This is a genomic window from Devosia sp. ZB163, from assembly GCF_028613635.1.
Taxonomy (GTDB): domain Bacteria; phylum Pseudomonadota; class Alphaproteobacteria; order Rhizobiales; family Devosiaceae; genus Devosia_A.
This window is the reverse complement of the sequence record NZ_JAQRMY010000003.1, coordinates 70,241-84,572: the sequence shown is the minus strand read 5'-3', so window position 1 is coordinate 84,572 and position 14,332 is coordinate 70,241. Positions and strand designations below refer to the sequence as shown.

General features: G+C 66.1%; 12 protein-coding genes. 8 read left to right on the top strand and 4 right to left on the bottom strand.

From position 1 onward, the window contains the following. Positions 1-7: 7 nt before the first annotated feature. The 8 genes from PRN20_RS14385 (at position 8) to PRN20_RS14350 (ending at position 9,580) form a co-directional block, all read left to right on the top strand. Entirely contained in the window at positions 8-967 is a 960-nt protein-coding gene (locus PRN20_RS14385) for a sugar-binding transcriptional regulator (RefSeq protein ID WP_273958192.1), read from the top strand. A gap of 154 nt (positions 968-1,121) precedes the next feature. Beyond that, on the top strand, positions 1,122-2,426 hold the full coding sequence (locus PRN20_RS14380) for an ABC transporter substrate-binding protein (RefSeq protein ID WP_273958191.1): 1,305 nt from the start codon (positions 1,122-1,124) through the stop codon (positions 2,424-2,426). 134 nt (positions 2,427-2,560) lie between these two features. Then, positions 2,561-3,430, top strand: coding sequence for a carbohydrate ABC transporter permease (locus PRN20_RS14375; protein ID WP_273958190.1), 870 nt, complete (start codon positions 2,561-2,563; stop codon positions 3,428-3,430). Between the two features lie 187 nt (positions 3,431-3,617). Then, a complete protein-coding gene (locus PRN20_RS14370; protein ID WP_273958189.1) occupies positions 3,618-4,445 on the top strand; it encodes a carbohydrate ABC transporter permease in 828 nt (275 codons plus the stop codon). 10 nt (positions 4,446-4,455) lie between these two features. After that, the gene (locus PRN20_RS14365; protein ID WP_273958188.1) at positions 4,456-5,457 is read left to right on the top strand and encodes an ABC transporter ATP-binding protein; all 1,002 of its coding nucleotides are present in this window, start codon (positions 4,456-4,458) and stop codon (positions 5,455-5,457) included. 44 nt (positions 5,458-5,501) lie between these two features. After that, on the top strand, positions 5,502-6,980 hold the full coding sequence (locus PRN20_RS14360; RefSeq protein WP_273958187.1) for a mannitol dehydrogenase family protein: 1,479 nt from the start codon (positions 5,502-5,504) through the stop codon (positions 6,978-6,980). Between the two features lie 108 nt (positions 6,981-7,088). Beyond that, a complete protein-coding gene (locus PRN20_RS14355; RefSeq protein ID WP_273958186.1) occupies positions 7,089-8,240 on the top strand; it encodes a mandelate racemase/muconate lactonizing enzyme family protein in 1,152 nt (383 codons plus the stop codon). 131 nt (positions 8,241-8,371) lie between these two features. Beyond that, positions 8,372-9,580 (top strand): ROK family transcriptional regulator, encoded by a 1,209-nt coding sequence (locus tag PRN20_RS14350; RefSeq protein WP_273958185.1) that lies wholly within the window; start codon positions 8,372-8,374, stop codon positions 9,578-9,580. Here PRN20_RS14350 and PRN20_RS14345 read toward each other — a convergent pair. Genes PRN20_RS14345 through PRN20_RS14330 form a run of 4 tightly spaced genes read right to left on the bottom strand, consistent with a single transcriptional unit; the run spans position 9,577 to position 14,319 of the window. Then, entirely contained in the window at positions 9,577-10,974 is a 1,398-nt protein-coding gene (locus PRN20_RS14345; RefSeq protein WP_273958184.1) for a xylulokinase, read from the bottom strand. The two genes, PRN20_RS14350 and PRN20_RS14345, sit on opposite strands and share 4 nt — an antisense overlap. After that, entirely contained in the window at positions 10,971-11,903 is a 933-nt protein-coding gene (locus PRN20_RS14340) for an ABC transporter permease (protein ID WP_273958182.1), read from the bottom strand. The genes PRN20_RS14345 and PRN20_RS14340 overlap by 4 nt, the downstream gene beginning before the upstream one ends. Then, positions 11,900-13,387, bottom strand: coding sequence for a sugar ABC transporter ATP-binding protein (locus PRN20_RS14335; protein WP_273958180.1), 1,488 nt, complete (start codon positions 13,385-13,387; stop codon positions 11,900-11,902). The genes PRN20_RS14340 and PRN20_RS14335 overlap by 4 nt, the downstream gene beginning before the upstream one ends. A gap of 2 nt (positions 13,388-13,389) precedes the next feature. Beyond that, positions 13,390-14,319 carry a sugar ABC transporter substrate-binding protein gene (locus tag PRN20_RS14330; protein WP_273958178.1) on the bottom strand — a complete coding sequence of 310 codons (930 nt, stop codon included), beginning with the start codon at positions 14,317-14,319 and terminating at the stop codon, positions 13,390-13,392. Positions 14,320-14,332 lie beyond the last annotated feature (13 nt).

The window sequence follows — 14,332 nt, the reverse complement described above, 5'->3', positions numbered from 1 at the left end:
CAGGACTATGGCGCAGCGACAGGAGACCTTGGGCAACCGCCTGGATGATGCCGCACGGGCTGGCTGGCTCTACTACGTTGCCGGCAACAACCAGGAGGAGATTGCCAGGAAGCTCGGCGTGTCGCGCCAGACGGCGCAGCGCCTCGTCTCCCTGTCGGTGTCCGAAGGCCTGATCAAGGTCCGGCTCGACCACCCCATCGGCCGCTGCATGGAACTCGCCGAGAAACTGCGCAGCCGCTATGCCCTCGACTTCACCGAGGTGGTGCCGTCCGATCCCGGATCGAGTTCGACAGTCCTCGGACTGGCCCAGGCCGCGGCGGCCGAGATCGAGCGGCGCCTGCGCGGCGACCAGCCGATCGTGCTCGGCCTCGGCACCGGGCGCACGCTCAAGGCCGCCATCGAGCAGTTGACCCCGATGGAAGCCTCACAGCACAAGATCGTCTCGCTCACCGGCAACATCGCGCCGGACGGCTCGGCCGCTTTCTACAACGTGATCTTCTCGATGGCCGACGCCGTCAAGGCGCGCAGCTTTCCCATGCCGCTGCCAGTCATCGCCTCCTCCGCCACCGAGCGCGAGATGCTGCACCGCCAACCCATGGTCCGGGACACCCTGGCGCTCGCCGCGAAGGCCGACGTTACGTTCCTCGGTCTCGGCGACCTCGGGCCCGAGGCGCCGCTCTACCTCGACGGCTTCATCTCGGAACCCGAACTGCGCCAGTTGCAGAAGGCCGGAGCGGTCGGCGAAGTGCTCGGCTGGGCCTTCGACGCCAATGGCAAGCTGATCGAGGGCCTGACCAACGAGCGGGTGGCGAGCGCCCCGCTCCCCTCCCGCGAGACCTCGCTGGTAGTGGCCATCGCCATGGGCGAGAAAAAGCTGCCCGGGATCAAGGCCGCCCTAAGCCGCCGCCTCGTGAACGGTTTGCTAACAGACGAAGCGACGGCCGAAGGCCTTCTCGCCGGCAACTAACCCACTGGCAGGACTAAACGAACGGTCGCACGACACGCGCGACCGCGCATTCGGCTAGACCGCCCGATAAATCAACCGCTTGACTTTATCTGCGGCATGTTGAGAATTTGCCCATCACCGAGACAAATGCCCGTCTTGGGAATGGGAGGAACCGATGAGAATACTACCGCTTGTCGCGGGTGCGATGCTTGTCGCGCTCGCCGGTACTGCCTCGGCCGAGACCATCACGGTCGCCACCGTCAACAATGGCGACATGATCCGCATGCAGAGGTTGACGGACGACTTCACCGCCAAGAATCCGGACATTCAGGTCGAGTGGGTGACGCTCGAGGAGAACGTCCTGCGCCAGCGCGTCACCACGGACATCGCCACCAAGGGCGGGCAGTACGACGTGCTGACCATCGGTACCTACGAGGTTCCGATCTGGGCCAAGCAGGGCTGGCTTCTCCCCCTCGAGAACCTCGGCGCAGACTATGACGTCGATGACCTGCTTCCTGCCATCCGCAAGGGCCTCAGCTACGACGGCAAGCTCTATGCCGCGCCGTTCTACGGCGAGAGCTCGATGGTGATGTACAGAAAGGACCTGTTCGACAAGGCCGGGCTCACCATGCCCGATGCCCCGACCTGGGACTTCATCGCCGACGCCGCGAGGAAGATCACCGACCGCGCTGCCGGCATCAACGGCATCTGCCTGCGCGGCAAGGCCGGCTGGGGCGAGAACATGGCATTCCTGACCGCCATGTCGAACTCGTTTGGCGCCCGCTGGTTCGATGAGAACTGGAAGCCCCAGTTCGACCAGCCCGAGTGGAAAGATACGCTCCAGTTCTACGTCGACCTGATGAAGGATGCCGGCCCGTCCGGTGCTTCCTCCAACGGCTTCAACGAGAACCTCGCCCTCTTCCAGCAGGGCAAGTGCGGCATGTGGATCGATGCCACCGTCGCCGCCTCGTTCGTCACCGGAAAGGACTCGACGGTCGCCGACAAGGTCGGCTTCGCGCTGGCACCCGACAAGGGCCTGGGCAAGCGCAGCAACTGGCTCTGGGCCTGGTCGCTGGCCATTCCGGCCGGCTCTCAGAAGGCTGCGGCCGCCGAGAAGTTCATCTCCTGGGCGACCGACAAGGCCTATCTCGATCTAGTCGCATCCAAGGAAGGCTGGGCCAACGTTCCGCCGGGCACCCGCACCTCGCTCTACAACAATCCCGAATACCAGGCTGCGGCGCCATTCGCGAAGGTGACGCTCGACTCGATCAACGCCGCCGATCCGACCAGGCCCACCGTCAAGCCGGTGCCCTATGTCGGCGTGCAGTTCGTTGCCATCCCCGAGTTCCAGGGCCTTGGCACGACGGTCGGTCAGCTCTTCTCGGCCGCCCTTGCCGGGCAGATGAGCGTCGATGATGCGCTCAAGCAGGCGCAGGACGTGTCGACGCGCGAAATGATGAAGGGCGGATATCTCAAGTAGCCTCCCGAGGCGACCTGGGGCCGCCGGCAGTTCGACAACCCTCTAGCTGCTGGCGGCCTATCTTCTGGCTCAGGGGCGCGCCCTGCGCACCGCCCTAGCAGTTTCGCAACCGGCGTTAAGGGGAGAGAACGCCAATGGCCACGCGGGAATCGCGCACGATTGCGCGCATCATGATGGCACCATCGGTCATCGTCCTCCTGATCTGGATGATCGTGCCGCTGGCGCTCACGCTCTGGTTCAGCTTCCAGAACTACAACCTGCTGAACCCGGTCGTCACCTTCGCCGGTTGGCTCAACTACCAGTTCTTCCTGACCGATCCGGCCTTTGCCCAATCGATCGTCAACACGCTCCTGCTGGTCGGCGGCGTGCTGCTGATCACCGTGGTGGGCGGCATATTCCTCGCGCTGCTGCTCGATCAGCCCATCTGGGGCCAGGGGATCGTCCGCATCCTCGTCATCTCCCCGTTCTTCATCATGCCGCCGGTCGCAGCGCTGATCTGGAAGAACATGCTGATGCACCCCGGCTACGGCATCTTCGCGCGCATCGCCGAGGCGTTCGGACAGCAGCCGATCGACTGGTTCGCCCAGGTCCCGCTGTTCTCGATCATCCTGATCGTCGCCTGGCAATGGCTGCCCTTCGCGACGCTGATCCTGCTCACGGCGCTCCAGTCGCTCAGCGAGGAGCAGAAGGAGGCGGCCGAGATGGACGGGGCCAACGCGGTGCGCCGCTTCATCTACATCATCCTGCCCCACCTCGCCCGGGCGATCACCGTGGTGATCCTGATCCAGACGATCTTCCTCCTCGCGATCTTCGCCGAGGTGCTGGTCACCACCAATGGCGGGCCCGGCTACAACTCGACCAACCTCGCCTTCCTCGTCTACCGCACGGCGCTTCTGAGCTTCGACGTCGGTGGTGCCTCGGCCGGTGGCGTCATCGCCGTGATCCTCGCCAACATCGTCGCGATCTTCCTGATGCGCGCGGTGGGGAGGAACCTCGATGCGTAAGTTCATGGACATCGCGGCTGTCGCCACAGACTGCCCCCTCCCATCCTCCCCCATGAAGGGGGAGGTGCCCTGCCGGCGCTTCGGGCGCGATCGAGGCGAGAGACGCGGGCCGTTCTTCACCTCCCCCTTCATGGGGGAGGCCGGGAGGGGGTCGTCTGTCTCAGCCAGCAACCTGGGAGCAAACTAAATGGCCCGCGCCGTAAGCACCCGCCGCAAGATCTTCTTTACCGCCCTCGCCTGGATCGTGGCGCTGCTGCTCTTCTTCCCGATCCTGTGGACGATCCTCACCAGCTTCAAGACCGAGCAGGAGGCGATCGCCTCCCCCCCCATGATCATCCCGAGCTGGACGCTCGATAACTACTTCGAGGTCCAGGCCCGGTCCGACTACTTCCGCCACTTCCTCAACTCGGTGTGGATCTCGGTCGGCTCGACCCTCATCGCGCTGCTCTTCGCCATCCCCGCGGCCTGGGCCATGGCCTTCACTCCCACACCCAAGACCAAGGACGTGCTGATGTGGATGCTCTCGACCAAGATGATGCCGGCGGTCGGCGTGCTGGTGCCGATGTACCTGATCTTCCGCGATACCGGCCTTCTCGACACGGTGTGGGGGCTCACCATGATCCTCACTCTCATCAACCTGCCGATCGTGATCTGGATGCTCTACACCTACTTCCGCGAGATCCCGGTCGATATCCTCGAGGCGGCGCGCATGGACGGCGCGATCCTCTGGAAGGAGCTGGTCTACGTCCTCGTGCCCATGGCCGTGCCGGGCATTGCCTCGACCTTGCTCCTCAACATCATCCTGGCCTGGAACGAAGCCTTCTGGACCATCAACCTGACCGCCTCCAAGGCGGCGCCGTTGACCGCCTTCATCTCGTCCTTCTCGTCGCCGCAGGGCCTGTTCTGGGCCAAGCTCTCCGCCGCCTCGACCCTCGCCATTGCGCCGATCCTCGTGCTCGGCTGGCTCAGCCAGAAGCAGTTGGTGCGCGGGTTGACCTTCGGCGCCGTGAAATAGGGGAACCACCATGGGCTCGATCACGCTCGAACACGTCAACAAGAGCTTCGGCGGTCACCAGGTCATCCCCGATGCATCGCTCGAGATTGAAGACGGCGCCTTCGTCGTCTTCGTCGGGCCCTCGGGGTGTGGCAAATCTACTCTCCTCAGACTGATTGCCGGCCTCGAGGACACGACGTCGGGGATCATCCGCCTCGACGGCGAGGACGTTACCCAGAGGGGCCCTGCGCACCGCGGCCTCGCCATGGTGTTTCAATCCTATGCGCTCTATCCGCACATGACCGTGCGCCAGAACATCGCCTTCCCACTCAAGATGGCAAATACCGACAAGGCGACCACCGAGCGCAAGGTCGACGACGCTGCCCGCGTTCTCAACCTCACCGACTATCTCGACCGGAAACCCCGCCAGCTCTCGGGCGGCCAGCGCCAGCGCGTCGCCATCGGCCGCGCCATCGTGCGCCAACCCAAGGCGTTCCTGTTCGACGAACCGCTCTCGAACCTCGATGCTGCGCTGCGCGTCAACATGCGCATCGAGATCACCGAACTGCACCAGCACCTGAAGACCACCATGGTCTACGTCACCCACGACCAGGTCGAGGCCATGACGATGGCCGACAAGATCGTGGTGCTGAACGCTGGGCGCATCGAGCAGTACGGCACGCCGATGGAGCTCTACCGGACCCCGGCGAACAAGTTCGTCGCCGGCTTCATCGGCTCGCCCAGGATGAACTTCCTCGAGGGCGCCCACGCCGAGAAGTACCGCGCCGCGACCATCGGCGTGCGTCCCGAGCATCTGCGCATTTCCCGTGAATCGGGCGATTGGCACGGGCGCGTGGGGGTTGTCGAACACCTCGGCTCCGATACCTTCCTCCACGTTCACATGGAGGGCGTCGGATTGCAGACTGTGCGCACGGAGGGCGAGAAGGAGTTCGTCCCTGGCGACACGGTCTGGCTGAGCCCGGATCCGTCCCGCATCTACCGCTTCGACCAGTCCGGTCTGGCGCTCCGCTGATCTACCGGCCGCGCGATCGCGGTCTCTTGCTGACGAGGTTGCCGATGCCTACCGAGCTCTCCGCCGCCAATCTCGAGGTGATTTCGACCTTTGCGGCCGTGCCCCGCTATCGGCAGGCCGATCTCAAGGCGGGCATCGTCCATTTTGGCGTCGGCAACTTCCACCGCGCCCACCAGGCGGTCTATCTCGACGAGTTGTTCAACCTCGGCCTTGATCACGACTGGGCGCTGATCGGCGCCGGCGTGCGCGAGACCGATACTGCAATGCGGGCGACGCTCGAGAGGCAGGACTGGCTGACCAGCGTCGTCGAGCAGGAAGCGGAGAAGAGCGCGGTCCACGTCACCGGCCCGATGGTCGATTTCCTCCCGGTCGGCGACACCGCCGCGATCATCGGCAAGCTCGCCGATCCGCGAATCCGCATCGTTTCGCTGACCATCACCGAGGGCGGCTACTACATCGACCCGGCCACGCAGAGGTTCGATCCGGCCCATCCCGATATCCGCTACGACGCCGACCACCCCGACGCACCGCGCACCGTCTTCGGCCTCATCCTCGCCGGGCTGAAGCGGCGGCGCGACGGCGGCGTCCCGCCCTTCACCGTCATGAGTTGCGACAACATCCCAGGCAACGGGCATGTCACCGAGAACGCCGTGGCCGGTCTCGCCGCCCTCGTCGATGCCGAGCTCGCCAGCTGGGTGAAGCATGCGGTCGCTTTCCCCAACGGCATGGTCGATCGCATCACGCCAGCGACGGGGGAGCGTGAGCGCAGGATCATCGCCGACGAGTTCGGCATCGCCGATGCCTGGCCGGTCTTCTGCGAAGGCTTCAAGCAGTGGGTGCTCGAGGACAGGTTTCCGCTCGGCCGACCGGCGCTCGAAAAGGTCGGCGTCCAGTTCGTGCCCGACGTCGCGCCGTTCGAACTGATGAAGATCCGCATCCTCAATGGCGGCCATGCCACCATCGCCTATCCGGCCGGGCTGATGGACATCCACTTCGTCCACGAGGCGATGGAGGATCCGCTGGTCCGCGCCTTCCTCGATAAGGTCGAGCACGACGAGATCATTCCCATCGTGCCCCCGGTGCCCGACACCGATCTCGAGGACTACTACAAGCTGATCGAGCGCCGCTTCTCCAACCCCAAGATCGGCGACACCATCCAGCGCCTCTGCCTTGATGGCAGCAACCGCCAGCCCAAGTTCATCCTGCCTTCGGTCCGCGACCGGCTGGCCGCCGGCCAGTCCGTCAACGGCCTCGCCCTCGTCTCGGCGCTCTGGGCCCGCTACTGCTACGGCGAAAGCGACAGCGGCAAAGCCATCCCGCCCAACGATCCGAGCTGGGACCGCCTGATCGCGCTGGCAAGAAGGGCCAAGGACGACCCGGCCGCCTGGCTGACCATGAGCGACATCTTCGGCGACCTCGCTACCAACCCAACCTACGTCGCCGCCTTTACTCGCGCCCTCTCCACCCTCTGGCGCGTCGGCACTAGGGAAACCCTCACGCGCTACCAGCGCGGCACGCTCTAGCGCCACGGTGCTCGGGCATACCCCACTCGCCCAATTGACTTGCCGCCGCCAATCAGTTCCCCCTCTCGCGCAGGGCGGATCGAACCGCCATCGAGGGAGAATATCGAAGTGAAGATCACTGCCATCACGCCCTATGCCGTGTGGGTGGGCACGCGCAACCAGCTCCTCGTCAAGATCGAGACCGACGAGGGCATTTTTGGCTGGGGCGAGAGCGGTCTCAGCGGCCGCGAAAAGGCGGTCGTCGGCGCCATCGAGCACTACACCGAGATCCTGATCGGCCTGGACCCGTTCAAGATCGGCCAGATCTGGCAGTTGCTCTATCGCAGCCAGTATTTCGAGGGCGGCCGCGTGCTGCAGGCGGCAATCTCGGCCATCGACATCGCGCTGCACGACATCAAGGGCAAGGCCCTAGGCGTGCCGGTCTACGAACTGCTCGGCGGCAAGCAGCGCGACAAGATCCCGACCTTCGCCACCACCTCCGGTGAGCCCGGTCCCGAGATGATCGAGCAGGCCAAGATGCTCATCGCGCACGGCTGGACCGCCATGCGCCTGTCGCCCTCGGGCCATGGCGAGCAGATCTACGAGCCGCGCGAGCACATCGGCAAGACCGCCAAATGGATGGTCAAGGCCCGCGAGGAACTGGGCGAGGACGTCATCCTCGGCATCGACTTCCACCATCGCCTGTCGGTCGCCGAAGCCGCGAGCTTCTGCCAGAAGATGCCGTCCGGCACGCTCGACTTCCTCGAGGAACCGATCCGCGACGAGACGCCGGAGGCCTACGAGTCGCTCCGCACCCTCACCGACGTTCCCTTCGCCATCGGCGAGGAGTTCGCGTCCAAGTGGCAGTTCCTGCCCTACATCGAGCGCGGCATTCATCAGTTCAACCGCCTCGACGTGTGCAATGTCGGCGGATTGACGGAATCGATGAAGGTCGCAGGCTGGAGCGAGGCGCATTATGTGGACATGATGCCGCACAATCCGCTCGGCCCGATCTGTACCGCAGCTACAGTCCACTTCGCCGCGGCGGTGCCCAATTTCGCGTGGCTGGAAACACGATCGAGCCCGGCCGAAACTCATCTGGGCTTCGACAATTCCGACTATTTCCCGGTGCAACCGCGACTTGAGGGCGCCTACTATCCCGTCAGTGATGCTCCCGGTCTCGGCATTGAAGTGAACGAGGAACTGATCAAGAAGCAGAGCTTCAAGTACTGGCAGGCCCCCATGCTCTACCGGCGGGATGGCTCGGTGACCAATTGGTAGCATAGGGGCGGGTTGACTGCCCGTCGCTCTGACCCATCTATTACTTGCGGACGCAGGAATCGGCGCCCATTCCACAACGTGGAATGGGCGACGTTGCTTTTGCGTGGTCTGGGTCGCGGGGGGCAATTGCAGTGTCGGACTTCTTTGAGCCTGCCGGACGCGGCGTGCAGCATGCCAGCTTGCGCGCCGCGAACCGTCGGGCAGTTCTGAACACCATCAGCTTCAACCCCGGCATCTCCAATGCCGACGTCTCCCGGCGCACCGGCCTCGCCCCGCAGACAGCCTCCGCCATCGTCAGCGAGCTCGAGGAAGACGGCCTCATCACCCGCGGCGAAGTTTTGCGCGGCCGCCGCGGCCAGCCCGCCACCCCGCTCTATCTCGACTACTCCGGCGCCTTCGGCATCGGCTGCGATATTTCCTGGCGCCACGTTGATGTCGTTCTCATCAATCTCGGCAGCGAAGTGATCGGCCGCTACCGGCGCGACTACCGCTACCCCGATGCCGCTACCATCGTCGCCGAGGTCGCCAATGTGGTCGCCGAGCTGCTCGAAAAGCTGGATCCGCGTCAGCGCGCACGGATGGTAGGACTCGGCATCACGTCCCCCAGCCAGGTGTGGCGCGGCATAAAGCGCCTCGGCGCTCCCGCCGAGCAGTCCGACCTGTGGCGCGCCCTCGACATCCGCACGGCCATCGCACGCGAGACGGGCCTCCCCGCCAGTTGGTCCAACGACGGCAGCAGCGCCTGTTTCGCCACGATGGTGATGTCCGATCCGCCGCGCCCTGCCAACCTCGTTCACCTGTACGTCACCACCTTCCTCGGCGCAGGCATCGCTGCCGAACACACGCTCTACGAAGGACCGACGGGCAACTCTGCCGACCTCGGGTCCATGCTGGTGAACGGCGAGAACGGGCGCCGCGCTTTCGGCCACGATGTCGCCTCCATGATCGCGCTCGAACATCGCCTCGCAGCCGCAGGCGTTGAGCTGCCGGAGGGCGATCCGGCCGACTGGCCATGGGACGCGTGGGAGCCGCATGTCGCCGCCTGGATCGAGGCCTCCGGCTCGGCCCTGGCCGAGATCGTCTTCAATACTGCGGCAGTACTGGAAGTCGATCGGGTCATCATCGACAGCGTCGCGCCCCCCGCCATAGTGGCGCGCCTCGTTGAGGCAACGACCGCCGCGCTCGCGGCGCTGGCGGTGTTCAAGGATCACCTCTTGCCGCGCGTCTCTGCCGGGGTACTGGGCGATCGCGCTCCGGCCCTGGGGGCCGCGCAGCTCATCATGTTCCGCCGGCACTTCTCCCGCCAGCTCGAGGACATGCTGGCCGCCGAGATACCCTAGTCCCGGGCGAGCTCACGCAGCATCGTCGTTGCGCGCTCGAACGCACGGGTCTGACGCCCGATGCGCTCGGCGCGCTCGGGTCTCGGCCGGTACACCCTGCCCTGCGCGGCCGACCCGACAGCCAGGCCCAGCGCCTTTGCCGCAACCCGGTATGCGCCGAGGCTCGCCGCCAGTACCGGATGCTCCGGCACGGTTACGTCACGCCCAAGCACGTCGGCCACGACCTGCGGCCAGATCGCGCTGCGCGCCCCGCCGCCGACAAGGTACACTGACCCCCTGGCACCCATCGCCCTGACATTGGCGGCAATGGCAAAGGCCACGCCCTCAAGCGTCGCATAGTAAAGCGCCCCAGTTCCGTCCGCGGCCGACACATTGGCAAACCCGGCCCGGAGCTCGAGGTCGACGAATGGTGAGCGCTCGCCGTTGAGATAGGGCAGGAACAGTGCCGACCCGGGTGCCCTATCGGCATCCGCTGCCAGCCTCTCCGCCTCCGGCAGCGCCAGCCCCAGCGTGTCACGCGCCCATTGCGCCGCCGCCCCCGCCGAAAGGATCGGCGCGATCTCGATCAGCCCGCCGTGCAACGGATGAGCAAGCCGGTAGTAGGGGCGCGGCGACCGGTCCGTCTCGGCCGTCACGCCAGCGACCCACCCGCTCGTGCCGAGGTAGATGCTCACTTCGTCGGGTCGCTCGGCCCCACTGCCGATGGTCGTGGCCGCGCCATCGCCGCAGCCGTTGATCACAGGAATTCCGGCAATCAGCCCCAGATGCGACGCCGCCGCCTCTGTCAGGGGACCCACTACCGCGTCGGCGGCGAGGATGGCGGGGAACTGTCCCCGGTCGATCTCGAACATGTCGAGCAGCGCCGGCGACCAGTCGCGCAGGCTGATGTCCATGAGCCCGCTGGTGCTCGCACAACTCGGGTCCGTCGCCGCCACTCCGGTGAGTTTCAGCGCCAGGTAGTCTTTCGATCCCGGCAGAATCCACCGGGCACCGTTGGCTCCGACCGCGAGCAGCTTGAACGCCGTCATCAACGGCTCCGGTGCATTGCCGAGGATCGCCGTCGCACCGAGCGCGTCCAGTCGAGGCGAGAGGCCCGCATGAACGCCCGCCCCCACCGGGTCGGAGTAGATTACCGCGTCGCCGACGGAGCCGCCGTCGGCACCGGCCGGAATGAGGTTCTCCATCATTCCCGTCAGGGCGATCGCGCCGACGTCGTCGCGAGGCAGCTTCCCCACGGCCTTGACCGCTGCCTGCCACCAGTCGGCCGGGTCGCGCCGGTGCGGACCGGCAGGTTCGGGATAGGCCGCATCGATGGTGGCAATCACGCGGCCATCCGCCGCAAAGATCGTGGCCTTGAGCGCCGAGCTTCCGCAATCGAGAACGAGGACGTTCACTTGGCCCGCCCGACCCGGCGCAGCAGCACCGCCACGAGGATGATCCCGCCGGTCATGATCTTCTGCACGAAGGGCTCGACGCCGACGATGGTCATGCCGTTGACCATCACGCCGGTGATGGCGACGCCGAGCAGCGTTCCAGCCACGGTCGGCGCTCCGGTCGGTGACGCGGTCGTGCCGATGAACACCGCGGCATAGGCCGGCAGCAGCAGCGGCTCGCCCATCGTGTGCTGCACACTGCCCAGCCGCGCGGCGAGCAGCAGGCCCGCCAGGGCGGACAACCCGCCGGCAATGGCGAAGGTGACGATGACATCGCGCATGATCGGCAGGCCAGCGAGCCGTGCTGCCTGCGCATTGCCACCAATGGCCTTGAGGCGCCGCCCGAACTCGGTCTGCGTCAGCACGAACGCCGCGACACCGAGCACGCCGACAATCCAGAAGCCGAGTACCGGGATGCCGAGTACCTCGCCCCGCGCCAGCGCCTTGAACGTATCCGGCACCGACTGGAACAAGCTCTGCCCGCCGCTGAGCCCGAAAGCGAAGCCGGAGAGGATCGTGCCCAGCGCCAGTGTCGCGACGAAGGATGGAATGCCGAAACGCGCGACAAGAACGCCGTTCGCCGCCCCGCCAGCGAGGCCTGCCAGCAGCGCCGCGGGCACCGCGAGCCATACGTCATAGCCCTGCCCGAACAGCACGAAGCAGATCACCGCGGCGAGCGACGCCGAAAAGCCGACCGACAGGTCGAACTCGGATATCGTCATGACCAGCGTCGCCGCCGTCGCGACAATGGCGAGCGTCGCCATCTGCTGGACGAGGTTGAACACGTTGGCCGGCGAGGCGAAGGCCTGCGGCGCCGCGATGGAAAAGCCGACGCACAGCAGGACGAACGCGATCAGCGTGCCGAAGCGATTGAGATTGGTGCGGGTCACGCCGCCTCCCTCGATTGCGCAGCGGCCGACAGCGCTTCCGCGCTCGCCTCCGCCCGCGAGAAAATCCTGACGATGCCGCCGTTGCGGAACACCGCGATGCGATCACCGAGCTCCAGCGCCTCGTCGCGATCGGAGGTCGACACCAGCACGGCGTTGCCATCCGCCGCGATGGTGCGGATGATCTCCTTGATCGTCGCCTTGGCCATCACGTCGACCCCCTCGGTCGGCTCGTCGAGCAGCATCACCCGGGAGTGCCGGTTGGCCCAGCGCGAGAAGATCAGCTTCTGCTGGTTGCCGCCCGAGAGGGTTCGCGCCAGTTGCTGCGGGTCGCGATAGGTGAGCGACACACGCTCGGCCGCAACGAGGAACTCGGCATGCTCTGCCATGGTGTCCGGTACCGGCAATCCCCTCGCTCGGCGATAGGTCGAAAGCAGCGGCAGGGTCTTGTTGAAGACGAGGTCCTGGTCGAGGAACAGCCCGCTGCGATGCCGGTCCGCCGGCACGCACGACACGCCGCGTGCGATGGCATCGCGCGGCGAGCGCGGAGCGTAGGCCGCTCCTTCGAGACGCATCGCGCCTGTCGACGGGATCGCGCCCCAGATGGCATTGAGAAGGCTCGACCGGCCCGATCCTGCAAGGCCGTAGAGCGCCATGACCTCGCCGGCATGCACATGAAGCGATGCCGCCCGCGACAGGTCGCCTGCCGTTACGCCGTCGAGTTCGATGATCCTGGGTGCGGTCGTGTCGGTGGCTCTGGTCGAGCGTTCGGTGGTACTCCCACCCATCGCGGCGATCATCGCTTCGGGCTTCACCTCTCCAGTGCCGAACCGGGCGACGATGCGCCCGTCGCGGATTACCACCGCACGTCCGCAGAAATCGGCGATCTCGTCGAGACGGTGGCTGACGAGCACGATGGCGGTGCCACGCTCGCGCGTGCGGCGCAGGACTTCGTAGAAGCGCTCCGCGTCTTCGGCCGGCAATGCCGCCGTCGGCTCGTCGAGGATGAGCAGCCGTCCCTTGTCGGCGATGGCGCGCAGGAGGCGCACGAACTGCCGCTCGGCCGGCGGCAGGAACATCACCGGCAGGTCGAGATCGAGATCCGGCGCGATGTCGGCCGCCACTTCGGCGATGGCCTCGCGCATCGCCCTGCGGTCGATCAGTCCAGCCCGTCGCGGATAGTGCCGGCCGAGATAGCAGTTCTCGACCGTATCGAACCCGGGCACCAGCGGCGCGTCCTGGTGGATCACACGGATGCCCGCGGCATACGCGTCGTGCGCCGAGTGGAACTGCACCGGCTTGCCGTCGATCAGGATCTCCCCGGCATCCGGCTGATCCGCGCCGGCGACGATCTTGATCAGCGTAGACTTGCCGGCCCCGTTCGGCCCGACAAGCCCGAGCACCTCGCCCTCGGAAAGGGCGAGGCTCACGTCATCGAGCGCGTGGGTGGCGCCGAACCGCCGGCTGATGCCCCTGAGCTCGAGCACCGTCAGTTGCAGGTGACGCCGAGGCTGTCGCGCGTGATGAGCTCGACCGGCGCAAAGAGTTCATCCTTCTCCGGCGGACCGCCGGCAAGGATCGCGTTGAGCTGATCGGCAGCGATGTTGGCCATCTCGCCGAAGCCCTGGCGGACCGTACCGACATAGGCGGTGCAGCCCTTGATCAGCTCGATCGCCTGCGGGTTGCCGTCGATGCCGGCAATGATGATGCCCTTGCGGCCAGCCGCCTCGATGGCGAGGTTGGCGCCGATCCCCGGCTCGTCCCACGCAGCCCACACGGCGTTGATCGCACCATCGCCCGGGTTGGCGAGCAGTAGCGCATCCATGGCGGAACGGCTGTCGTCGATCTGGCCCGGCACCTGCACGTAATGCTCGCCGACCTGCTTGATCTCGGCATTGGCTTTGAGCGCGTCGTCGAGCGCGATCTCGCGCTGGTGCACTCCCGGGTGCGCCGAGTGGAAGAAGCGCACTATGTTGCCCTTGCCGCCAAGCTGCTCGAACAGGAACTTGGTCATCGTCTCGCCCAGCACGTAGTTGTCGGACGTGACATTCAGAGCGGTCGCAGCGTTCTTGGCGCCGTCGATGGTGACGACGGGGATGCTCGCGGCCTTGGCCTTGTCGACCTGGTCCTGGATCTGCGCCGGGTCGACCGAGACGAGCACGATGGCATTGGCCCCGCTGGTAGTCGCGTCCTCGACGCGGCTCGCAAAGGCGCCCATGTCGCCGGCGGTGTCGACCACATCGACAGTCCACTGGTACTCGGCAGCCTTGGCCTTGAACGCCTCGATCATCTCACCCGTCGCCGTGGCGGCGAGGTACGGGGTGATCACCGACACTTTCTCGCCTGCCGCAAGCGCTACCGACGAGACGCCGAGTGCGAGTGCGGCCGCGAGCCCCAAGACTGCGATGGTTTTGTGCATGGAAGGATCCTCC

What these genes read in the sequence shown, in the direction of transcription:
- PRN20_RS14385 (WP_273958192.1), top strand. Translation starts at nt 8, where the DNA reads ATGGCGCAGCGACAGGAGACCTTGGGCAACCGCCTGGATGATGCCGCA.
- PRN20_RS14380 (WP_273958191.1), top strand. Translation starts at nt 1,122, where the DNA reads ATGAGAATACTACCGCTTGTCGCGGGTGCGATGCTTGTCGCGCTCGCC.
- PRN20_RS14375 (WP_273958190.1), top strand. Translation starts at nt 2,561, where the DNA reads ATGGCCACGCGGGAATCGCGCACGATTGCGCGCATCATGATGGCACCA.
- PRN20_RS14370 (WP_273958189.1), top strand. Translation starts at nt 3,618, where the DNA reads ATGGCCCGCGCCGTAAGCACCCGCCGCAAGATCTTCTTTACCGCCCTC.
- PRN20_RS14365 (WP_273958188.1), top strand. Translation starts at nt 4,456, where the DNA reads ATGGGCTCGATCACGCTCGAACACGTCAACAAGAGCTTCGGCGGTCAC.
- PRN20_RS14360 (WP_273958187.1), top strand. Translation starts at nt 5,502, where the DNA reads ATGCCTACCGAGCTCTCCGCCGCCAATCTCGAGGTGATTTCGACCTTT.
- PRN20_RS14330 (WP_273958178.1), bottom strand. Translation starts at nt 14,319, where the DNA reads ATGCACAAAACCATCGCAGTCTTGGGGCTCGCGGCCGCACTCGCACTC.